We start from the raw sequence: 24,248 nt of genomic DNA on the forward strand, positions 1-24,248 counted from the left end.
CGATGGGCATCCTTTTTTTATGGGTTTTAGTGTATTCCGGATTGGACATAAAAAAACTGCAGGCTATAGGCCTGCAGTTTAAATCGCCGAAGCGAAAATTTATTTAATCAGGTCAAAACTTCTTTTTACAAAAGCAGTAAGCTCTTCCCCTTTAAGCAGGTTTTGAGAAAGTTTTGCCAGGTCTAAAGCCTGTTTTACTAACGCTTCCTGGTGTGACTTGTCGGTTGAATTTAATAGCGTGGTTGCTAATTCATGGTTGGTATTCACCACAAGATTATACATCTCTGGCATATTACCCATTCCAAACATACCACCGCCACCGGACTGGCTCATTTCTTTCATACGACGCAGGAATTCCGGCTGTGTAATCACAAAAGGAGCAGACTGGCTGTCCAAAGCTTCAAGCTGAACGGTATATTTTTTATCTGAAATTACACTTTCCAATTCTGTTTTAAGTTTTTCTTTTTCGGTATCAGACAGTTTCGAAATGGCTTCTTCGTCTTTTTTGATCAGGTTGTTCACGTGGTCTGAATCCACACGTGTAAATGTCAGGTTTTCATTGTCTGCTTCCAGTTTCTGGATCAGGTGTGAAATGATAGGAGAATCCAGTAACAGGACCTCATATCCTTTATCCTGTGCTGCCGCAATATAACTGTGTTGTGCATCTTTATTGGAAGTATACAACAAGACCAGTTTGCCATCTTTATCAGTTTGGTTTGGAGCTGTTTTTTCTTTCAGTTCTTCCAAAGTATAGTACTTGCCGTCCATGGTAGGATACAACGTAAAGGCACCAGCTTTTTCATAGAATTTTGGTTCAGAAAGCATACCGTATTCCAGTACGATTTTGATGTCATTCCATTTTTGTTCAAAATCTTCCCGGTTTTCGGAGAACAATGATTTTAATTTATCAGCGACTTTACGGGTAATGTAATTCGAGATTTTCTTAACGGCACCATCTGCCTGCAGGTAAGATCGGGATACATTTAATGGAATGTCCGGAGAATCGATTACCCCTTTTAGCATGGTTAGGAATTCCGGTACGATTCCTTCTACGTTATCGGTCACATATACCTGGTTTTGGTACAGTTGGATTTTATCTTTTTGGATTTGAAGATCTCCAGTCATTTTCGGGAAATATAAAATTCCGGTAAGATTGAACGGATAATCTACATTCAGGTGGATGTTGAATAAAGGCTCTTCAAACTGCATTGGGTACAGCTCCCTGTAAAAACTTTTATAATCTTCGTCCGATAATTCGCTTGGCTGTTTTGTCCAGGCTGGATTTGGATTGTTGATGATATTGTCAACTTCAACGGTTGTGAAGGTATTGTCTTTGTCTTCTGTTGCGACAAATTCTCCGACTTTTTGCTCGATTTTTTCTGAGCGTGTTCCAAATTTAATCGGAACCGGCATGAATTTATTATATTTGTTCAGCAACTCACTGATTTTTCCATCTTCGAGGAATTCCAAAGAATCTTCTGCAATGTGCAGTATAATCTCTGTGCCGCGGGTAGTTTTGTCAGATGGCTCTAAGGTGAACTCAGGGCTTCCATCACAGGTCCAGTGTGCTGCAGGTGCGTCTTTATAGGATTTAGTGATGATTTCTACTTTTTCAGCGACCATAAAAGCAGAATAAAATCCAAGGCCGAAATGGCCAATAATTCCCGAGTCTTTAGCGGAATCTTTGTATTTGTCCAAAAATTCTTCCGCACCGGAAAAGGCAACCTGATTGATATATTTTTCTACTTCTTCTGCAGTCATTCCTAATCCCTGGTCAATGATGTGCAGTTTCTTGCCTTCTTTGTCAATTTTGACTTCGATGATGGGATTACCGTATTCTACTACTGCTTCACCAATACTGGTCAGGTGCTTTAATTTCAGGGTTGCATCGGTTGCATTTGAAACTAATTCCCGAAGAAAAATTTCGTGATCGCTGTATAAGAATTTTTTGATTAAGGGAAAGATGTTCTCTACTGATACATTAATTTTTCCTGTTGTCATAATTATTTTGAATTTAGGGTTGAAATTTTATTTGTGGAGTCAAATAATGTACCTATTCTGTAAACGTGACAAAATGACATTTTGAAAACAGTATTCGATCCAAATGTTAAAATTTATTTTTAGGCAACCAAAAATTAATTCCTGTAGAAATTAATTTTAACAGATTTAAAATCAATGAAAGATATCTCGCCTTTTGTTTTTAAATAGTCGGTTATTTATCAAAATGGTGTTAAAATTCTTAATTCTTTTTGTGTGTATGGTTTTAAAATTCATAACTTTAACCTATTCTAATCAATACAAATTACTATGAAAAAACTATTGTTTTTGGGAGTTTTACTCCTTACGATAATGACATCATGCTCTTCGCTGGACACAAAATCTCAGGTAGGCATCAAAGGAAATTGGACTATTGGCAGTGTGACATATCCAAATTCCCAATACATAAAAGTAACTTCATTCGATATTGCCGATTCACAGTGTTTTGTAGGAAGCAGCTGGAACTTTATTTCCAACAATAACAAAGGGAGCATGACATTAACAAACAGCAGTTGCCCGGCTTTCTCAAGCCCTATTGTATGGACAGTAACCAAAGCGGGCGATTTTACACTTAAAATTACCGAAGGCGATAAAGCGAAGCGTGTTACTCAGGGCTATTTCCTAAAATTAAGAAACCAGACAGAAACCTCTTTCGAATTGGTTGATAATGTGGCTGTAGGCGGTAAAAATACAGAAGTGGTTTACCATTTTCAAAAACAATAAAAAAACACAATCATAAACTAAATACAGAACTAACATGAAAAATTTAAGAGTATATATTTTGGCTTCGGCTATGGCTTTTGGGACATTATTTACAAGCTGTGAGGCTGTGAAAAATACTAATAATACGCAAAGAGGTGCCGGAATTGGTGCTGCTGGTGGTGCATTAATCGGAGGTATCCTGGGAAATAACATCGGAAAAGGTGGCAATACAGCTTTAGGTGCTATTATTGGTGGTGTAGTAGGTGGTACTGCCGGTGGACTGATCGGGAACAAAATGGACAAACAGGCGCAGAAAATTGATGAAGCACTTCCAGGTGCTGAAGTTGTACGTGTAGGAGAAGGAATTAAATTAGTATTAGGCGAAAATGCCGTACGATTTGATACTAATAAATCTACTCTTACAGCTTCTGCTAAAACAAATCTTGATAAATTAGTTCCTGTATTCAAAGAATATCCGGATACTAACATCGATATCTATGGTTATACTGATAATACAGGTAAAGCAGAATACAATCTTACTTTATCAGGTCAACGTGCTGAGTCTGTAAAATCATATTTAGCAGCCAAAGGAATTGCTGCTTCCCGTTTCAATATCAAAGGTATGGGAATTGCTGATCCTATCGCTTCTAATGAAAGTGTAGACGGAAGAAGCCAAAACCGTCGTGTGGAATTTGCTATTACTGCAAACCAGAAAATGGTTGATGATGCTAAAAAAGAAGCGCAGAAATAATCTGCTCTAAAACCTCAAATAGATTAAAAAAAGCTACCAGTAATGGTAGCTTTTTTTTTGAAAGATTTTTAACAGAAGTTTCTATATTCTCTTTTATACACATTGTACCTTTACCTGACAATCAAATTAAAGTAGTATGGCAAGTCCAAAAAAAATAAAGGAAACACAAGAGATTATCGATGATAATGTTATCATTTCTAGGTATATGAATGATGTGCTGGAACGCAACGCTACTCCGTTGAATGTTTTTACATTCTGTAAACAGCACCATATCGATGAGGTTGATTTTTATTCTTTTTTTAGTTCCCTGGAAAGTGTGCAGAGTGCTATTTGGGTTAAGTTTTTCGAAAATACCTTAGAAGTACTTCATAAAGATGTTTCCTATCCGGGATATTCAAATCGCAACAAAATGCTAACCTTGTATTTTACTCTTTTTGAAATCCTGACCCTCAATAGAAGTTATGTTTATTTTACGCTCAAAGAAAATAAACAGGGATTGAAAAACCTCAGGCAATTGCGGGAACTTCGTAATCGTTTCCGGGATTATATTGGGATGTTGATTGCCGAAGAAAATGCTACAAACGAAGGAAAGCAGAAATTACAAAAAATAACCAAGCCCGTATTTGCGGAAGGTGCCTGGGTTCAGTTTCTTTTTATATTAAAATTTTGGCTGGATGATACGTCTGCAGGATTTGAAAAAACAGATATCATGATTGAGAAAACAGTGAAAGCAGGTTTCGACGTCATGGATATTACACCTTTGGAAAGTTTATTGGATTTGGGTAAATTCATCTGGAAAGAGCAAAATTAGTCCGGGATGGATTTACGTGAGGGATGGACGCTGGCTACCGAAATAGCGCAGACAGCCCGGCCTCTTTTAAAAAAAGGAGCATTTATACGCATTCCGAATAGGCTCCTTTTTTTAAAAAGAGGACACGCCCCAATTGAATGATTGCAATGCGCATTACCATTCATTCTACATTGCTTTCAAAAAAACACAACACATGAAAACATTAGATAAAATTCCTACTGGAAAAATAGAACGTGCCGGGCAGTTGGTAAAAACCGGGATAAAAGTTGGCGGTAATTATATTGCTTATTATGGAGAGAAAATTGTCAATCCTTCGTTAACCCGGGAGAAACTGAACGACAGCAATGCAGAAGATATTTATGATGGGCTGAAAAACCTGAAAGGCAGTGCGCTTAAAGTGGCACAAATGCTGAGTATGGAAAAAAATATCATGCCGAAAGCCTATGTTGAAAAGTTCTCCTTAGCCCAATTTTCTGTCCCTCCTTTATCGGCGCCGCTGGTTCGGAAAACATTCCGGAAATACCTTGGTAAATATCCTGAGGAAATCTATGACACTTTTACGCCGGATTCCATAAATGCAGCCAGTATTGGGCAGGTGCATAAAGCGGAAAAAGACGGTAAAAAATTGGCTGTAAAAATACAATATCCCGGTGTGGCCGACAGTATCAGTTCCGACCTGGCTATAGTAAAGCCGTTTGCTATAAAAATGTTTAACCTCCAGGGCAAAGATTCTGAAAAGTATTTTATGGAAGTGGAGGCCAAATTACTAGAAGAGACCGACTATAAGCTGGAACTGCGACAAGGAATGGAAATGGCCAAAGCCTGTGCGCCAATAGCCAATTTACGATTTCCGGAATATTACCCGGAATTGTCCTCCGAAAAAATAATTACAATGGACTGGATGGAAGGGGAACACCTTTCTGAATTTACAGCTCATAATACAGATATGGAAAAGTCTAACCGGATTGGGCAGGCCTTATGGGATTTTTATATGTTCCAGATGCACGGCCTAAGGCAGATTCATGCCGATCCTCATCCTGGTAATTTCCTAATTGATGCGGATTCCAATCTTATTGCGATTGATTTTGGCTGTATCAAACATGTGCCTGAAGATTTTTATGTTCCGTATTTTGAACTCGCCAATCCGGCAATTATCGATAATGCTGAAATTTTCAATCGTAAGCTGTACGAGCTGGAGATTTTGCGCACAGACGATACACCTAAGGAAATTGCTTATTTTACAGAAATGTTCCATGAATTGCTGAGTTTGTTTACACGCCCTTTTCATGGTGATTATTTCGATTTTTCAGATGATGAATTTTTTGGAAATATCGCAGCAATGGGGGAACGACTCACCAAAGATACCGAGTTGCGAAAAATGAATGGGAATCGTGGTTCCAAACATTTTTTATATGTAAACCGGACTTTCTTTGGACTGTACAACCTGCTTCATGACCTGAAAGCAAAAATACATACACAGACATTCCGGAAATATATGGTGTGATTTAGATACTATATAACTACCATAAGGTGTATTTCTAATTTTGAAATGCACCTTTTTTAATTTGGGATAGCCCTAAAAAATGCATAAAATATTGGTATTTGCGTTGGCGGTAAGGCTTCAATTAATACCTTTGTTTTCAGAATACTGCCTACTAACCCCGAAATACTACAATTCCATTTTCAGATGCTTCAGATTAATTCCATTTCATTTTCTTACGATTCCATTCCTGTTATCAATAACCTCAGTTTCCAGATTAAGAAAGGCCAGAATTTTGCGGTGATTGGTGAAAGTGGCTGTGGAAAAAGTACGCTGCTAAAACTGATTTATGGATTGCATGATTTGGATAAAGGTGCGATATTATGGGAAGGTAGCCCTGTTTTAGGGCCGAAATACAATTTGGTTCCCGGAGCACCTTTTATGAAATACCTCGCACAGGATTTTGACTTGATGCCGTATATTACAGTAGCAGAGAATGTAGGTAAATTTCTGTCCAACTTTTATCCGGAAGAGAAAAAAAGGCGTGTGGCTGATTTATTGGATATGGTCGAAATGACTGCGTTTGCCAATACACAAGCACAATACCTGAGCGGAGGACAGATGCAGCGTGTCGCATTGGCACGCGTATTGGCTGTCAAGCCTGAAATATTATTGTTGGATGAGCCTTTTAGCCATATTGATAATTTCAGGAAAAATGCCTTACGGAGAAATTTATTCGATTACCTCAAAACGAACAATATTGCCTGTATTATTGCAACCCATGATAATGGGGATGCCCTTTCTTTTGCGGATGAAATTGTAGTGATGAAAAAAGGTGAAATTGTACTCCAAAAAACACCGGAACAGGTCTATAAAAATCCTGAAAACCGGTATGTAGCTTCTTTATTTGGAGAAGTAAATGAAATTCCTGCTATCATTTTTAATCCAATTGCTGAAGAGGGTGAAATGATGTTAGTCTATCCGCAACATCTCAAAGTTGTAGATGAGTCCAATATGAAGGTGGTAGTAAAACGTTCTTATTTTAAAGGCAATTACTATCTGATAAAATCGGCATTTATGGGGAAAGCACTTTTCTTTAATCACCCGGTAGGACTTGAATTTAACGAAGAAGTCTTTTTGCAGCTTTTTTAGAGATTTTAATGTAATTATCCCTTTCTATTTTATTATTGTAATACGCGATCTATCGGATTAGAAGCTCGAAAGCTTTTCTGCGTGCGTTTTAATCATATTTTTCTGTTAATAATTCTCATAAAGAGATTTTTTTAAATAAAAACCTTTCTAATTATCTCAAAATGTATATAGATTAAGTCAATTTAATCGCAAAATGTATGTAAATTTATGGTGTTTTTAAATACAGGCACCATGATACAGCATTACATCAGTAGTATATGTCTCAAAAAGAGATTTTTTAGAGACATTGAAGAATGGTATTATAATCTTTTGAATAGTAGTGTAAGGCAGCATCTTTTTTATGTTTTACTATGCTTGTTCGTCTTTTCAGCAAAAGGGCATGCGCAGGTCAATAATTATATTTTTATTCCAAGTTCAGGAACTTATACCGAAATAACAGGTACCGATGTACTGAATACTTCGAACACCTTTTATAATGGTATTCCACTTGGTTTTAATTTTGTGTTTAATGGGACATCTTATAGTTATGTACATATATCCAGTAATGGATGGATGACTTTGGGGACTTCTGCAACTAATAATACAATTACAAATGCCACACCCGCTAATAATATTGCTACAGGAACTGTACGGCCTATTATAGCACCTTTATGGGATCAGCTTTTTTTTATTCTTTATTGGGCACCACGGGTAAAGTGACCTATCTGATGCAGCAGACAGGTTCAGGAAAAGTGATGACGATACAGTACTCAAAAGTGTGCTGGAGCACGGTTTCCTTATTGGGTGCTAATATTGAGTTCCAGGTTAAATTGTATGAAAATTCCAATAGGATTGATTTTGTATATAACCAGGTTAATATTGGGGTCAATATCGGATTATTAACAATTAGTGCCTCTGTCGGTATTGGGGGAGCGAGTGGCAATTACTTGTCTTTGGATGGTTTAGGCACAGCTCCAAATGCGAGTTCCACTACAGAAACAGCAACGCTTAGTGGGAGCCGCCCTGCGATAGGGCAGGTATATACCTGGTATCCTTGCGCTTTTACAGTGACCACCACATCCAATTCCATATGTGGTCCAGGAACCGTAAATCTTGGCGCTTCGGCGGCAGGAGCAGCACCCGTCACGGGATACCGCTGGTATTCGGATATTTCCGGAGGAACGCCTTTAGCGACCACAGCTACCGGAAGCTGGACCACGCCTTCGATAAGCAGTACTACAGCTTATTTTGTTTCCGCCTATAATGGAAATTGTGAATCAGCCAGGACAGTAGTAACAGCAACTGTGAATCCATTGCCGTCTGCAATTACAGTTGGTCCTTCTGCGACGGCAGATCTTTGTAATGGTACGACTCCGTTTACCGTAAGTGGAAATATTTCAGGAGGTTTACAAACGTTGTTCTCTGAAAATTTTGAACTATCGAGTGTCCAGATGAGTAATTTTTCATTTACAAATCCTGCGACTGCAGTATGGGCATTGTACCCAAGCCCATCTACGATATGGGTAGCGGGAGTTTCCTCCGGTACAAAATATGCGGGGATAACCTCAACTGCTGTCACTGCAGTAAATTGTGCCTTAACGATGAATGCAATGTTGAATACGAATAATTATAGCAGCCTGACGCTTTCCTTCCGGCACTATTTTAATTATAAAGGTACTGCAGCTCCCGATCAGGCTGTGGTAGAAGTCTATACCGTTTCGGGCGGATGGGTTGCTGTAAAAACATATAGCTCCAATCAGGGGCTTCCCGGAACATTTACTACAGAAACGATTAATCTTAATGCTTATATTAATCAACCGGCATTTCAGGTTCGTTTTCGCTACAATAGCGGTACCAATTATGGGTGGGCAATTGATGACGTCAGTATTACAGGGAACGCTTTGCCTTCTACAGTTACCTGGACTCCGATAGCGGGATTATATACGGACGCTGCTGCTACTGTGCCTTACGTGGCTAATGCTAATGCAGCCACTGTATATGCTAATCCGGATACCGGTACTGTGTATACTGCTACAGTGACCAATGCAACGGGCTGTCAGCTTACTACAACAGCAAGTGTTACAGGAGTAGGAACAGTATGGAATGGCACATCCTGGAGTATACCCCCCACATCGGGGCAGAAACTTATTTTTAGAGGAAATTACAGTCAGGGAGTAAACCTAAATGGATGTTCATTAACAGTGGAAAGTGGAAATGTCACGATACCAGCCGGCAATAATGCGGTGATTCAAAATACAGTAAAGGTAAATTCTGCCGGAGGTGCGACATTTACTTTGGAGAATACTGCGAGTTTGGTGCAGGTGAGTACAACGGCTAATAGCAACACCGGAAATATTATTGTCAAAAAGAACAGTCAGCCGATGAAACGTACGGATTATACTTATTGGTCCTCCCCGGTGATTGGTCAAACTTTAGTGGGTTTTTCTCCCTTGACTTTAAGTACAAAATATTATAATTGGGATGCTGTCGCGCAACAATGGGTCGCGCATAATGGAGGTACAGATGTTATGATTCCGGCAGTAGGTTATATCATTAGAGGGCCGCAAAGTTTTTCGGTTACAACACCGGCAATTTATTCGGGCCAGTTTGTTGGAGTTCCTAATAATGGGACAATTGCTGTCGCTGTACAGGGAACATCTTCTGCCGTTCCCGCAAATTATAAATGGAACCTTATTGGGAATCCCTATCCTTCTGCGATTTTTATTAATAGTTTTTTGAGCGATTCCGAAAACATAAGTGGTATTTCGGGCACGGTATATTTATGGACACACAATACACCACCCAGTGGAGCTTCAACAGTATATGGGTATTCTTCCAGCGATTACGCAGCTTATAATTTAACCGGATCTACAGTAACTGCTACAGCAGCATTATCGACAGGAAGTAATACTAATGCTCCTGCTGGCTATATTGCATCCGGGCAGTCTTTTTTTATCCGTGGACTTGCAAACCAATCTGTGAAGTTTAAAAATAGTATGCGTGTTTCGAGTCAGAACAGTCAATTTTTTAGGATGGCAACAGACGGAGATGTTATTCCTGCTCCGGTAGAAGATTATACTGAGAAATACCGATTTTGGCTGAATCTTACTAATGAGGACGGGGCCTTTAACCAGGCATTAATCGGTTATGTACAGGGGGCGACAAATGGACTTGACCAAAGTTATGATGGTGATGTTTTTGGAGGTGGCATAGTGAGCCTGTATACGATAGTGAATGAAACAAAATTAACGATACAAGGGCGCGCTCTTCCTTTTGAAATTACAGATGTAGTACCATTAGGATTTAAAACTACTACGGCAGGAACATTTGTCATTAATATTGGGGAGCTGGATGGTATATTTACAGACCAGGATATATTCTTAAAGGATAAGCTATTGCATACCACTCACAATCTCAAGTCCTCTTTTTATAGTTTTACTTCCCAGGCGGGGACATTTGATGACCGCTTTGAAATTGTATATGCAAATAATGCGTTATTGGGCATGGAAGAGAAAGCGATTGACCTGAACTCGATTATTATGTATAGGCAAAACAATACTTTGCATATCGATGCAGGAAAGAATAGCATAAAAAATGTATTGATTTATGATGTAACCGGGAAACTGATTTATACGAAAAACGGGATAGGAGCCTATAAAACAGCATTGTTTGATTTTGTTCCCCAGGAGCAACTCTTATTGGTGACTATAGTAACGGATCAGGATAAAAAAGTGACCAAAAAGATTGTTTATTAATAGTCCATTTTGAAAAATTAAAAGCTCTTTCGGTATTTTCGGAAGGGCTTTGTTTTATGTTGTAGCTGAGGTTTAATCAGGCAACTGAACTTTTGTCAAAAAGGAAATTGTAGATTTTTTGATACAATTCACGATTATGAAGGCTGTGCCCCAATCCTTTGGTTCTGATGAATATTGCCGATTTCCAGGCTTCTGCAATTTGTTTGCCTTCTTCAAAATCGACAATAGTGTCTTCTTCATCATGTGCGACAAGGCCTTTGATTTTAAGGCGGGAAGCGAATTTTTTGCCAGAGAAATCCGCTGCTCTGATTTTAAAATGCTGGAATAGGTATTTTTCCATCATTCGAAATACCTTAGTGTTAAGGCTAAGCATATTCCTGAAATTATTGAGTATGGTCTGCAGTTCACTTGGTGCGCCTAATATCACAACTTTTTCAACAGAAGGATGCTGGTAATGTTCCAGAAAATAAAGACAGGTTGCTCCGCCAAGGGAGTGGCCTACCATCATCTGGGGTTTGTATTTCTCGACCAGTATATTCACAAATTCGGCATATTCTGGAATATTGAATTCGGTTCCGCTGGACAATCCATGGGCTGGTGCGTCGAGGGCGATAATAGTGCTTCCGGATTTTTTGAGGTAGGGCAGGAAGTTTTCCCAGCGCGAAGTATTGCTTTCCCATCCGTGTACTAACAGAATGATCTGGTCATTCCCTTTCCAGGTGTAGGTTTGAAAAATCATATCGTCGTGCGTAATCATATCGGCCATAGCTTCCTTGAGCATCTCAGGGACTTCCTCCGGACGAAAACGGCCCTCCCTTGGCTCGCTGAACAGTCGATAGGCTAAGCGGGTTGCTTTCTCAGGAAAAACATAACTCAGCAGATTGATGTAAAGCCCGATTGATTTGACGATAATTTTTTTAACCAGCTTTCGCATATAAAAATAAAGCCTCCGAGTAGGAGGCTTTGTTATTAGAATTTAGAAAATAATTGTTCCATTTTTTCTTTTTCTTCTTCTGCCAGGGCGCTGTCGACTAATATTCGTCCACTGTGCTCGTCAGTAATGATCTTTTTGCGCGATGCAATTTCCATTTGTGTCTGTGGTGGAATAGTAAAGAAAGATCCTGCCGAAGCACCTCTTTCAATAGAAACTACTGCCAATCCATTACGTACACTGGTTCTGATTCGGGTATATGCAGCTAATAGGCGATCTTCAATAAGTGCCTGGTATTCTGCAGATTTTTCGTTTAAGAATTCTTCTTCTTTTTGCGTTTCAGACATAATCGCATCCAACTCTGATTTTTTATGTTTCAGGTGATTGGATTTAGCTTCCAATCTTTCTTTGGACTGGCTAATAACATCTTTTTTATGATCAATAGAAGCTTTCATCTCGCGGATTTGTTTCTCTGCAAGCTGGATTTCCAATTCCTGGAATTCTACCTCTTTAGTTAAAGAATTAAATTCTCTGTTGTTACGAACATTTTTTTGCTGCTCAGTATATTTTTTAATAGACGCCTTGTGATCATCAATAGCCGTTTTTTTCGATTTGATCTGCTCTTCGATAAGCTCTAAATCGCTGCTTAATTTCTCTGAACGGGTGGTTAAACCAGCAACTTCATCTTCCAGATCCTCTACTTCAAGAGGCAATTCACCTCTTACATTTCTGATCTCGTCAATTCTTGTATCAATTAATTGCAAATCATAGATTGCTCTTAACTTGTCTTCCACACTCAATTCTTTCATATTCGCCATATTCTTATAAGTACTTAACTGGATTTGTATTCTCTTCACATAAAATGATGGCAAAATTAAGAATTTTTTTCGTAAGATACTCAACTATATAATTTTTTGTATAGCGTTCGCTTTCAAAATGTCCAATATCGGCCAATAATAATCGATTTTCGGCTTCATAAAATTGGTGGTACTTTAAATCTGCGGTGAGAAAAGCATCTGCTCCAGCCTGGATGGCATTTGGAATGGCAAAACTTCCGGACCCACCCAGAACAGCCACTGACTTAATTGGCTTTCCGGTAAAAGCGGTGTGGCGTATGCCATGAGCCTGCATGGTGTCGCGTACAAATAATAGAAAATCCTGCTCTGGCATAGCGGTTTCAAATTCTCCAATCATTCCCAGCCCGATATTTTGGTGTTTATTTTGTATGTCATATACTTCATACGCAACCTCTTCATAACAATGAGTAGCGAAAAGGGCTTTTAAAATTTTGCTTTCAACGTGTTTTTCAAAAGTGACTTCGATTTTTATTTCCAGTGCCGTTGTAAATTCACCGCGTTTCCCAAATTCAGGATTGCTATTCTCATTCCCCCGATACGTACCTTTTCCTTCACTGCTAAAACTACAATTGTCATAGTTACCAATATTCCCAGCGCCGGCTTCAAATAAAGCAGTGCGGAGTTGTTCCTGATTTTCCGGTACGGTATAAGTAACCAGTTTGCGTATAAAATGCTGTTTCGGAATAAGGATACGGGTATTTACTAAGCCTAAATGATTGCAGAAAATCTTATTCACCCCTTCCTGATGGTTATCGAGAGCAGTATGTACGGCATAAATTGCAATATCATTTTTGATGGCTTTAATCACGGAACGTTCGACATAATTTTTTCCGGTTATTTTTTTAAGGCCGGAGAAAAGGATGGGATGGAAGCAAACTACAACATTGCATTTTTTTGCAATAGCTTCCTCAATAACACTTTCAAGTGCATCATGGCAAACCAAAACTCCAGTAACAGTACTTTCCGGATTTCCCGTCAATAGCCCCACATTGTCAAAATCTTCTGCATAGGCCAATGGCGCCATTTCTTCAAGGACAACGATTAATTCTTTAATTTTCATGATATAGCAGTAAATTAGTGGAGGAATGCCCATTGATTCCAGGAATAGGTGCAAAGCATAATTCTGGAAACGGACAATTCTTTTGCCGTTTTTAATTAGATTCAAAGATAAATATTATATTTTCGTATGATGAATTTCATTCGAAAAATACTTTTTCCATTCTCCATATTGTATGGAGGAATCGTCTGGTTTCGTAATTTTTTATTCGATTGTGGCGTGTTGAAATCCTATTCTTTTGAACTCCCGGTTATTGCTGTAGGAAATCTTAGTGTAGGAGGAACGGGAAAATCGCCACAGATCGAATACCTTATTCGGTTATTGACCAATTCTTATACCGTTGCCACTTTAAGCCGCGGGTATAAACGGCAATCGGAAGGATTCATACTGGCTGATGCCCATTCCAATGCGATCACCCTTGGAGACGAACCTTTTCAGTTTTATAGCAAATTTCCAAATATTCAGGTGGCCGTAGATGCTAACCGCAAAAATGGGATCGAACAGTTATTGAAAGGTACTGTAAAACCGGACGTAATATTATTGGATGATGCGTTTCAGCATCGAAAAGTAAAAGCGGGTTTTTATATCCTGCTCACGGCTTATGGCGACTTATATGCTGACGATTATATGCTGCCTACCGGAAATCTGCGGGAAAGCCGTAATGGGGCAAAACGAGCCAATATAGTAGTGGTTACTAAATGCCCTCCTGACCTTAGTATGGCAGACCGGCAAGCGATTGCTCGGAAATTAAAATTAAAGTCAAACCAACAGTTGTATTTTAGTTACATCCATTATGATGATTTTGTTTTTGCCGGGCATCAGCAGGAGGATGTGACAGCGGTAAAAGCAATGGATAAAGTGCTGGTAGCGGGGATCGCCAAGCCAGAGCCATTTTTTAACCATTTACAAAAAGAGGGCGATGTAATGATGACCTTTGCCGATCATCATCATTTTTCAGAAAAAGACATTAAGGCTATAACAGAGAAAGCCCGGGGAAATAAAATCATTACAACAGAAAAAGATTATGTGCGTTTAAAAGGCAGGCTGCCGGAGGAACAGTTATTTTACCTGCCGATAAAAAGTGCCTTTATTTCGGACAGTAACAATTTTGATAAAACAATTTTAAATTATGTGGGACAAAGTACAGGAAACCGTAGCGTATATTAAAGAGAAAACAGGAATTACACCTGAATTTGGTGTGATTTTAGGATCAGGATTGGGAGGTTTTACAGAGGACATCCAGATAACCCATACATTGTCCTATGATACCATCCCGAATTTTCCGGTTTCAACAGTAGAGGGGCACCAGGGAGCTTTGGTTTTTGGGACTATTGGAACTAAAAAAGTAGTGGCCATGAAAGGCAGGTTTCATTTTTATGAAGGCTATGATATGAAGGAAGTAACTTTTCCGGTACGGGTAATGAAGTTTTTAGGTGTTCAGAAACTCATAGTGTCCAATGCATCGGGAGGAGTGAATAAAGAATATAAGGTAGGGGATATAGTACTGATCAATGATCATATTAATTTTATGCCTGAGCATCCATTACGGGGTAAAAACGATGAACGTTTTGGCCCCCGCTTTGTCAATATGAGTGAACCTTACTCGAAAGCGATGATTGCAAAAGCCAAAGCATTGGCAGCAACACTGGGAATAGCAGTCAAAGACGGTATTTATTTAGGCTTACAAGGCCCGACATTTGAAACACTCGCTGAATATAAAATGGTAAAAAATGTAGGTGCAGATTGTGTGGGCATGTCAACAGTACCTGAAGTTATCGTTGCCCGACACATGGAGATGGAAGTTTTTGGCGTATCGGTAATAACAGATATGGGGGATGAGGAAAATATAGAAATGGTCAACCATACGGAAGTATTGGAGGCCGCAAAAAAAGCAGAACCTCAGGTGCGTAGATTGATCAGTGAGCTGATTCGAAATTAACCAGATTACTATAGTTACAAAAGCGGCTTTATCTCATGGGATAAAGCCGCTTTTGTCGTTTTTGAAAACGGGTCAATAAAATAATTTTATAAGGAATAATAAAAAAGTGTATCTTGGATGGAGTATATTTTAAAGTATGTGTAAATTTGCATCCTTGTTTTTAATAAAATAACAATAGCGTATGTATCATTCTAAGATAACGGGACTGGGTTATTATGTTCCTGAAAACGTTGTGACAAACGACGATCTTTCGAAAATTATGGAAACCAATGATGCCTGGATTCAGGAGAGAACAGGTATAAAAGAACGCCGGCATGTGGTAAAAGGAGATGGAGATACCACAACTACTATGGGCGTGAAGGCAGCTGAAATTGCTATTGAACGTTCCGGTGTTGCAAAAGAAGATATTGACTTTGTAGTATTCGCGACACTAAGCCCTGATTACTATTTCCCGGGACCTGGAGTTTTGGTACAGCGTGACTTGGGTCTTCGCACTGTTGGTGCACTTGATGTCAGAAATCAATGTTCCGGATTTATCTATGCCATCTCGGTAGCAGACCAGTTTATAAAAACAGGAATGTACAAGAATATATTGGTGATCGGTTCCGAACTGCACTCTACAGGATTGGATATGACAACACGTGGACGTGGTGTATCGGTTATCTTTGGTGATGGTGCCGGAGCGGCTGTACTCAGTCGTGAAGAAGACCTGACGAAAGGAATCTTATCGACACACTTACATTCTGAAGGGCAACATGCAGAAGAATTATCACTTATTGCACCGGGAATGGGGAAAAGATGGGTAACAGATATCCTGGCCGATAATGATCCAAATGATGAAAGTTACTTTCCGTATATGAATGGGCAGTTTGTATTTAAAAATGCAGTTGTGCGTTTCAGTGAAGTAATCAAAGAAGGATTGGCAGCAAACAATCTGCAGGTTTCCGATATTGATATGCTGATTCCGCATCAGGCGAATTTGAGGATTTCCCAATTCATCCAGCAGAAATTTCAATTGACCGACGATCAGGTGTATAATAATATCCAGAAATATGGTAATACCACAGCAGCGTCAATTCCGATCGCTCTGACAGAAGCCTGGGAACAGGGTAAGATAAAATCGGGTGATACGGTAGTATTGGCTGCTTTTGGTAGTGGATTTACCTGGGGAAGTGCCGTTATAAAATGGTAAGATAATCACCTCTTTCTATATCAGGATAGTATTAAAATCGAAAAACCCGAAGGCATCACTCTTCGGGTTTTTCTTTGAACTAACAATATTAATAAAAAAAACTAATACACTTGGCTTAGAACATACCACCACTTCCTTGTTTGGTGTTATCTTCTCTTTGTTTGCGCTGTAGCGCTCTGTTTTTACCGCCGCCGAATAAGTAATTCAGACCGAAATAAACACTATGGCTTTCCCAGGTAAATTGCCCGGTTTGTGGGTAAGGATTCTGTGCGTCAAAAGCATAACGCATCGTGTCGAAGATGTCATTGAAACGTACGCTGAAAGTCAGTTTGTTGTTTAGCATCGCGTAACGCCCACCAGCATCTATTTTATACATTTCCTTACTGTTATTCTGGATTCCATCTACCGGACCTCTGTAAAATCCGAATAGTAGGAAGCTTAACTGTTTTGTAGCTTTGAAATTACTGTTTATGCGGGTGTTGAATGCTGCCACATCTACTTTTTTATTCATCGGTTGTGAATCACCAGTTACAGGATCCAGGACGAATACAATTCCTTTTTGGTTTATGCTTGAGAAATCTACAGAAGGCTGAACATCCCACCATTTCGTTATTTTATAATTTGCAGACACTTCAAAACCATAAGCGGTATTGTTGCTGAAATTGGTATAACTCATAATTTGCTTTTGGTTGGTAGGGTCGGAATCATCAGGATATAATGTTCTGCTGATTTCATTATTGATACTTCTCACATACACACCAGTTGTAAAAGAGCCTTTGCTGAATGTTTTGGTATAATTCACCTCTACAGAATTCGTAAATTGTGGTTCCAGTTCTGTGTTTCCTAAAGAGGTAACCAAAGGTGTGGAAAATTCACGGATCGGTTTAGTTTGTTCTAAGCTTGGGCGGTCAACACGACGGCTGTAGCTCAGTTGGAACATGTTTTTCTCATTCAGGTTATACGTGAAATAAGCAGAAGGATAAACCGTCATATAATCATCTTCAAATGTTTTTTGGCCATAGTTGAGGTTTGCCTGTACTTTATAGCTTTCAAAACGAGCACCCAACTGATAGCTGAATTTCTCAAATTTTTGCCCGAATGTGGCATAAGCAGAATAGATATCAATATCGTATGTGTAATTTGAAATACGGTTTTCGACAGCAATTCCTGGATTTCCAGTCAGGTAATCATTGGTAGTTCGGGTGATACGGGCTTCCGCTCCCAATTCTAATGTTGATTTTTCACTTAATGGATTTACGTAATCGAGGTTCATCGTAGTGTTTTTACGGATATCCTTAATATTGTCCTGATACAGGATATTAGGCTCTACATCCGACCCGGTATTTGGATCGGTATCAAAATTTGCATTTTGGGTTTGCTTGTAGTCGTTGAAATTTCCTTCGAAATCTAAAGTATGTCCCTCTTTTTCGAATAAATGTTTGTACGCCAGATTGTACGATCCATTGCGGCCGTCAGTGTCATAAGTAGCAAACTGTCGGATGTTGCTGCGATCGCCATTTCTGTAATTAATATTGGTTCCGATTTCGCTCAGCCCACTGATCGCATTCTGATTGGTATATACAGAAATGGTATTCTTATCATCGATGTAGAAATCCATTCCTAATTTATACAGATAGGAATCATTATCATTTACAATTTTTAAATCCTGTACCATATTATTGTCCAGTCGTTCGATTTGACCACCATTGAAATATTTACCGAAGTTTTTTCCGCCATTTCCAAAGAAGTTTACCTTCCCGGTTCTGTAATTCATGTCCAGTGAATTGTTGTATTTCGGAGTATCCCCAAAAGTGATTCCGGCATTTAGATTACCATTAAAACCATCATTGGTATTCTTATGTAACACGATATTAATAATCCCTGACATTCCTTCAGGATTATATTTCGCACTCGGATTGGTAATCAATTCAATTTTTTTGATCGAAGAAGAAGGAATCTGCTTTAATAACTGGGCAGGATCTACGTTGGAAGGTCTTCCGTCAATTAAAACCCGTACATTCTGATTACCTCTCAGGGAAAGTTTACCGTCCTGATCCACATTTACCGAAGGGATATTATTCATTATTTCCGATGCGGTAGCTCCTGCAGTCGTAAGGTCACGGCCTACATTGATCACCTTACGGTCAATTTTTTGTTCTATCGTTGAACGCTCTGCTACAACATTTACATCCTGTAATTGTGTTGCTTCTTCTTCAAGAATTACTTTTAGGGTAACATTTTTATCGCCCGTTTCAAGATTTGCATTCGCACTGTATGGCTTGAATCCAATGTATTGAATTTGTATGGTATAATTCTTTGGTGCAAGTCCTGTTATTTTAAAATTCCCATTTTCTTCTGTAATGCCACCACCTACGATTTTAGTGGAATTTACTTCACGGATTTCGATAGTAGCATACCCGATTGGAGCTTTTGTTGCCTTTTCGGTAACCGTACCGGAAATGCTACCCGTGTTTTGGGCATTTACTGAAAAAACTGCGCTGAATACTAAAAGCAGTAATAATTTAAGTTTCATTTTTGAATTTCTTTTTAATATTTGATTTTGATTGATGGAACAAAGATATGTAAAATATATAATACTTTGTATTACATAGTACCGTTTTAACTTTAATACTCTATCAATACTTCCTAATAGACTATCAAAAGTTATTTTTGTTACAGGTTTGCGTGAAATAAATTTTAAAAAATGTAAAATTTATCGGCTCATTGGATTGGAGCGTTTCATAATTAGCGTTTTAGGGTAAAGTGTGCCCTAAACTCTTTTTCTTCCCCGAATTCAGTATAGGTTACCGTAAACCAATAATCTGTAGATGGCAGGGGCTGCCCGTTATAGGTACCATCCCATCCTGCACCCCGGGGTCTTATCTTAGTGATGAGCTTTCCGTAGCGGTCATAGATGTAAATAAAGGAAGAAGGCTGGAAGTACAAATCGGTAATATTCCACGTGTCGTGATACCCATCTCCGTTCGGTGTGAAATAATGGGGATAATTGATGATTAGAGCTTTTATCAGTACAGGTTCACATCCATTTTTATCATTTACAGTTATGGTGTGTTCTCCCGAAGCTACGTTGTTAAATACGGGACTATCCTGAAATGGCCCGGAATCCAGTGCATATTCATAATCGCCTCCAAAGCCGAGTGCTGTTACTGTGATGGAAGGGTTGTCGTCAAAAGCATTACTGGTAGTATAGGTTACTGTCGCTGGTTCGGACTGGATAACTTGTATGGTGACAGGCGCAGAAACGCAGGCTGTTGATGAATTGGTAACTGTCAGGGTAAAAGTCCCGGGTACTGTGGTAGTATAGGAATTTCCGTGCGCATTGCTGAGCACACCGTTGGCATCAGCCCAGATGTAGGTATATCCTGTCGATGGTGGGCCAGTTGTAATAGTATAGGGGTTTAGTAAATTCCCGGTTTTAGAATCAATACATACCGCTCCATTTTTTACTATAGGCTGTGGAAGTTTATGGACTGTAATCGTAATTGGGCGGACTGAAAAACAATCTTCTGCTAATAAGCTGCTCAAACGGACATAAGCAACTGTGCTTATCGTTGATGTGATCGGGTTACTATCGTTTTGGGCAGCTGCAGCGCTTTGAAAATAATCTACCCGGTATTCGGCAGGGTTGAGGTTACCTAATACGGCAGCATTGAGTTGTGCAAGATTGAAAAGTGTAATCCCATCATTTGTCCCGTCTTCGTCACAAACCGTTGTCAGTGTTGCGGGAATAGCGGGGATTTGTGGCGTTTTTACAATAGTGATATAAAAACTGCTTTCATCCGTACAGGCGGGTGTCCAAGGGGCGGTACCATAAACGTATAAAAGAATGGAATTGGTAATCGTGCTACCGCTGGCGACCTGGCCGCCGGTTCCGTTGGGTCCCCGATAGTATTTGCCAAATGTCAAAGGGGGCAACACATAACTCTCACAGGCGAATACATCTTCCGGTTCTTCTACATTAAAGATAGAAACGGAAAAGACTTTTTGATCGGAACAATTAACGGCTGTCCCGGTTTCCGCATACACATATACGACTTCGCTTGCCGTAAGGGTATCACCGGCATGAAGCATAGTGCCAACACCATTGGGCTGCGTAAAGTAATTTCCAACAGCCAGTGCAGGCAGGACATACGCATTGCAAATCTTAATATTGGCAACGGGGGCTACTACAGGAGTAGGGATGATGGTAATGAGAAAAGAATGTTCATCAATACAATTGAACCGTTCATTGGTTTCAGCATAGATATATAAGGTTTGCGTGGTGGTGATACTATCTCCGGCATGCATTGGAGTGCCTGTTTTTCCCGGTCCGGTATAATAATTTCCTACAGTAAGTGCAGGAAGGACATAAAGATCGCATCGGGTTACATCAGCAGGCGCATCAGCATGGATATTATGGATGGTGACGGTAAAACTATTACCAATACCACAGGGTGGATTCGTAGCTGTAGTCGCATAGATATAAATAGTTTGGTTTTCGGTAATAGCGGTGCCGGCAACGAGTTGGGTTCCTGTACCGTCAGGGCCTGTGAAATAATTTCCGACCGCCAGTGGTGTTAAGATATAAGGCGCATTGCAGGTGTCAACATCAGCTCTGGAATCAATCAGGGGATAATCATTAATAATGATGTTCTGGCTGATTTGATTGGTGCAGTTTTGTCCGCTATTGAAAGGATTATAGATGTAAACTACCTGGCTTTGAGTGATTACAAATCCAGGAGTCAATTGTACGCCCGTACCGTTAGGCCCCGTATAATAATTACCGACTTCTAATGAGGGTAGTGTGTAAGTGGCACAAGCCTGTACTTCTGTAGGAATGGTCTCAAAGGGTTGGCTTATGATGATATCAAAATGCATAGCATCCGTACAATTAGGTACATTGTTGGAAGGAACATATACATAAATTGTCTGTGTGCTTGTGATTACAGTACCAGCAGTAAGCAATGTTCCGGTTCCGGCCGGCCCTGTATAATAATTTCCAATCGGTAGTGGCGGTAAAATGTAATTCGAGCAATCTACTGCTGTAGCCGGCGGGGTGATTGTAATGAAAACGGTAAAACTCTTTTCGTCATGACAGATGTTATTGGTTTTGTATACATAAATTTCCTGCGTACTTGTAATTACAGTACCAGCAGTAAGTAATGTTCCGGTTCCGGCTGGGCCAGTATAATAATTTCCGCTATTGAGTTGTGGCAAGGTATAGGAAAAACAATCAAATACATCTGTAAATTCTGGTAATGCTTCAAACGGGATAACGGTAACCTGAAAAGAAGAATTAATCTGGCAGAAAGGCGGATCGGGTGAGACATAATGCACATAAACGGTCTGTGAAGTGGTTAGCGTAGCGCCAAAAGTAAGTGGCGTACCATTACCGCCCGGTGCAGTGAAAAAATGACCATAATCCAATGCGGGTAATGTATAGCTATTGCAACTGGTTGCATTATTGGGCGTTACCTCCTGGGCACTGACAACAGTAACTTTAAAACTGCTTTGACTCGTGCAAAACGGGGTAGTAGTGAATGCATTAAAAATATAAATCAATTGGGTACTGGTGATTACATTACCGGCAAAAAGAGGTGTTCCGGTTCCGTTAGGCCCTGTAAAATAGTTTCCGTTAGTGAGTGCTTCTAAGGTGTAAGTATCACAAACGATCACATTGGAAAGTATATCCACAGGCGGCAGTGGGCTTACACTGATCTCAAATTGTGTAGTGGTGTAACATTCAGGATCTGACCCATTTTGGACACGCACATAAATTGTGCCTGCCGGGGCTTCATAGCTTGTAGCATTCAAAGGTAGATTGCCGGCATTGGCATTTTCCGGAGTGGTATGGTAGGTCACGGTATAAATTGATGGCGATTGCCCATGGAGTATTTCGGCGTTTAACTGTGAGAAATTGAAATTTCCATTTGCGGGATTCCCGGGTACTGCACAACTCACTAAATTATGGGGAACTGTAGCTGTTGGAGGAGGAGTGAGCAATAACTGAAATGATTTTACAATAAAGCAGGAATTGGTTTTCGTAATGCGAACATAAATGGTCTGATTCCCGGTGCTGTTATAAAAGTTGGGTAACGGATTGTTGTCAGAATTGGCATCAGCAGCACTTTCGTAATAGGAAATTTGCATTCCGGGATTTAGGCCGGCTAAAAGGATTGGGGTATTGAGTCCAAGGTTATAACTGTATGTTGTAGCCCCTGTATTGCATTTGTAAAGCGGAATAGGATTTTGGGTGATCAAAGCCGGATAGAATTCAACGATAATCGTGTCGCTGGCAGGATTCACACAGGGAGTATTGATATTATTGTAAATAACACCATAGGTGCCAGGCTGGCTGACGATCAGGTCCGGGCCATTTTGATTGGCAATAATAACGCCATTTTTGGTCCATACAAAAGTATATTCCAAAGGATTTAATCCCGTTGTGAGCGTATGGGACGTTCCGGCACATACTGCATTTTGAGCGGCAATTGTGAGATCAGGCCCTAATACGTTTTGCCCGATGTTAAAGCTGCTGGCGGAAAGAAAAATAGCAGAATCTGACTCATAATCCAGCCGGTCTGCAATGACCAGTTTGATATGGTAAGGCGTGTTGGGAATCAATACTGCAGAGGCCTGCATGACTACTGTCTGACCATTGTAATTTGTTGCCGAAGCCAAAGCGTTCGATCCTCCGTTAAAACGATGGAAAAACTGTGAATTGGCAGAAGGGCAGGTCGAATTGTAAAGGTAATCCCGTATCGTCTGTACAGAGATGGGAAGGCTCGTTCCGGGCACAACGGCTAAATTGGTTGTCTGTCCGGTAGCAGTATTCGTCAATAAAAAGGCAAAAGCATCTGAAAACTGGCATTGGTAATTTCCATATTCCTCTGAGGCGAAAAGAAAATCAAAGCTGAAACTGGGAGAAATAGGCGTAAAGTCGAATTCCAACACTGTAGCATTAGTAGAAGTCATAGGAATCCCCGCTTGTGCCAATATTGCCTCAAGATCGGTGTCGCCAATCCAGCTGGCATTACCGTCATTGAGTATGCTTGTATTGGGACCGGGTGCATTGGCAGCATTCCCACTGGTGAGGATAACCCCACTTTGCATCGGAAATCCCGGATTGGTATTTTCAAAATAACCAATCCCGTTAGTAGTGCCAAACTGGGTACCCGTACGCCACGTGACGTTGGAAGAAGGGTTACAAGGAGAATTGATCAGTACTTGGGATACTAATTGGGGTACGGTGTACGTGGAAGTATCCACTGTTATAGACTGTGCCATACAAATAGCACCGCCGTACATCATAAAAAAGAGTAGTAGGCCTTTTTTCATGACAGGGGAATTTACGTGATGCAAAAAATAAACTAACTTTTAAAATGGGGCTCTTAAAAATTAATTTCTCATATAAAGTTACTTCAAAAAAACATACGTTATTTAAAAATATGCAGCCAAAACGCATTAATTATCAATATATTAACGTTAAATAGTGGTCTTTTGCCTGCTAAATGAATCATCAAACTAAAATGATGGAACTTTGGGTTTTAATTCCCTTTTTGGAGGGTAATTGTTAGGGGATAAAATGAAAAAAATTCCCATTCA

At 39.8% G+C, this 24,248-nt stretch carries 16 protein-coding genes; 10 read left to right on the top strand and 6 right to left on the bottom strand.

Annotated features, from left to right (window positions below; translation table 11 throughout):
* Positions 1-99: 99 nt before the first annotated feature.
* Positions 100-2,001 (bottom strand): molecular chaperone HtpG, encoded by a 1,902-nt coding sequence (gene htpG, locus FK004_RS09315; protein ID WP_108737022.1) that lies wholly within the window; start codon positions 1,999-2,001, stop codon positions 100-102.
* A gap of 306 nt (positions 2,002-2,307) precedes the next feature.
* Here htpG and FK004_RS09320 point away from each other — a divergent pair, with 306 nt between their 5' ends.
* The 7 genes from FK004_RS09320 to FK004_RS09350 all read left to right on the top strand — a co-directional run bounded on the left by FK004_RS09320 (position 2,308) and on the right by FK004_RS09350 (position 10,667).
* The gene (locus tag FK004_RS09320) at positions 2,308-2,760 is read left to right on the top strand and encodes a lipocalin family protein (RefSeq protein ID WP_108737023.1); all 453 of its coding nucleotides are present in this window, start codon (positions 2,308-2,310) and stop codon (positions 2,758-2,760) included.
* Between the two features lie 34 nt (positions 2,761-2,794).
* Positions 2,795-3,490, top strand: coding sequence for a YiaD family glycine zipper/OmpA-like lipoprotein (locus FK004_RS09325; RefSeq protein ID WP_108737024.1), 696 nt, complete (start codon positions 2,795-2,797; stop codon positions 3,488-3,490).
* A gap of 136 nt (positions 3,491-3,626) precedes the next feature.
* The gene (locus FK004_RS09330) at positions 3,627-4,301 is read left to right on the top strand and encodes a TetR family transcriptional regulator C-terminal domain-containing protein (RefSeq protein ID WP_108737025.1); all 675 of its coding nucleotides are present in this window, start codon (positions 3,627-3,629) and stop codon (positions 4,299-4,301) included.
* 193 nt (positions 4,302-4,494) lie between these two features.
* The gene (locus FK004_RS09335) at positions 4,495-5,805 is read left to right on the top strand and encodes an ABC1 kinase family protein (RefSeq protein ID WP_108738802.1); all 1,311 of its coding nucleotides are present in this window, start codon (positions 4,495-4,497) and stop codon (positions 5,803-5,805) included.
* A gap of 183 nt (positions 5,806-5,988) precedes the next feature.
* Positions 5,989-6,933 carry an ABC transporter ATP-binding protein gene (locus tag FK004_RS09340; RefSeq protein ID WP_108737026.1) on the top strand — a complete coding sequence of 315 codons (945 nt, stop codon included), beginning with the start codon at positions 5,989-5,991 and terminating at the stop codon, positions 6,931-6,933.
* 231 nt (positions 6,934-7,164) lie between these two features.
* On the top strand, positions 7,165-7,632 hold the full coding sequence (locus FK004_RS09345) for a hypothetical protein (RefSeq protein ID WP_157956064.1): 468 nt from the start codon (positions 7,165-7,167) through the stop codon (positions 7,630-7,632).
* On the top strand, positions 7,584-10,667 hold the full coding sequence (locus FK004_RS09350) for an Ig-like domain-containing protein (RefSeq protein WP_157956065.1): 3,084 nt from the start codon (positions 7,584-7,586) through the stop codon (positions 10,665-10,667). The genes FK004_RS09345 and FK004_RS09350 overlap by 49 nt, the downstream gene beginning before the upstream one ends.
* A 76-nt stretch (positions 10,668-10,743) precedes the next feature.
* Here FK004_RS09350 and FK004_RS09355 read toward each other — a convergent pair whose 3' ends face one another.
* Genes FK004_RS09355 through FK004_RS09365 form a run of 3 tightly spaced genes read right to left on the bottom strand, consistent with a single transcriptional unit; the run spans position 10,744 to position 13,515 of the window.
* Entirely contained in the window at positions 10,744-11,601 is an 858-nt protein-coding gene (locus FK004_RS09355; RefSeq protein ID WP_108737029.1) for an alpha/beta fold hydrolase, read from the bottom strand.
* A 35-nt stretch (positions 11,602-11,636) separates the two neighbouring features.
* Entirely contained in the window at positions 11,637-12,416 is a 780-nt protein-coding gene (locus FK004_RS09360; RefSeq protein WP_108737030.1) for a zinc ribbon domain-containing protein, read from the bottom strand.
* Between the two features lie 4 nt (positions 12,417-12,420).
* On the bottom strand, positions 12,421-13,515 hold the full coding sequence (locus tag FK004_RS09365; protein WP_108738803.1) for a Nif3-like dinuclear metal center hexameric protein: 1,095 nt from the start codon (positions 13,513-13,515) through the stop codon (positions 12,421-12,423).
* Between the two features lie 129 nt (positions 13,516-13,644).
* Between FK004_RS09365 and lpxK the strand changes: the two genes are divergently transcribed.
* From lpxK to FK004_RS09380, 3 genes are all read left to right on the top strand, one after another.
* Entirely contained in the window at positions 13,645-14,679 is a 1,035-nt protein-coding gene (gene lpxK / locus FK004_RS09370; protein WP_108737031.1) for a tetraacyldisaccharide 4'-kinase, read from the top strand.
* Entirely contained in the window at positions 14,642-15,451 is an 810-nt protein-coding gene (locus tag FK004_RS09375) for a purine-nucleoside phosphorylase (RefSeq protein ID WP_108737032.1), read from the top strand. Before lpxK ends, FK004_RS09375 begins: the two co-directional genes overlap by 38 nt.
* Before the next feature lie 181 nt (positions 15,452-15,632).
* Entirely contained in the window at positions 15,633-16,643 is a 1,011-nt protein-coding gene (locus FK004_RS09380) for a 3-oxoacyl-ACP synthase III family protein (protein ID WP_108737033.1), read from the top strand.
* Between the two features lie 115 nt (positions 16,644-16,758).
* Here the strand turns inward: FK004_RS09380 and FK004_RS09385 are convergent, their stop codons facing one another.
* Both FK004_RS09385 and FK004_RS09390 read right to left on the bottom strand, forming a co-directional pair.
* Positions 16,759-19,176, bottom strand: coding sequence for a TonB-dependent receptor (locus FK004_RS09385; protein WP_108737034.1), 2,418 nt, complete (start codon positions 19,174-19,176; stop codon positions 16,759-16,761).
* 212 nt (positions 19,177-19,388) lie between these two features.
* On the bottom strand, positions 19,389-23,981 hold the full coding sequence (locus FK004_RS09390; RefSeq protein WP_227871573.1) for a choice-of-anchor L domain-containing protein: 4,593 nt from the start codon (positions 23,979-23,981) through the stop codon (positions 19,389-19,391).
* Between the last annotated feature and the right edge of the window lie 267 nt (positions 23,982-24,248).

This window comes from Flavobacterium kingsejongi (assembly GCF_003076475.1).
Taxonomy (GTDB): Bacteria; Bacteroidota; Bacteroidia; order Flavobacteriales; family Flavobacteriaceae; genus Flavobacterium; species Flavobacterium kingsejongi.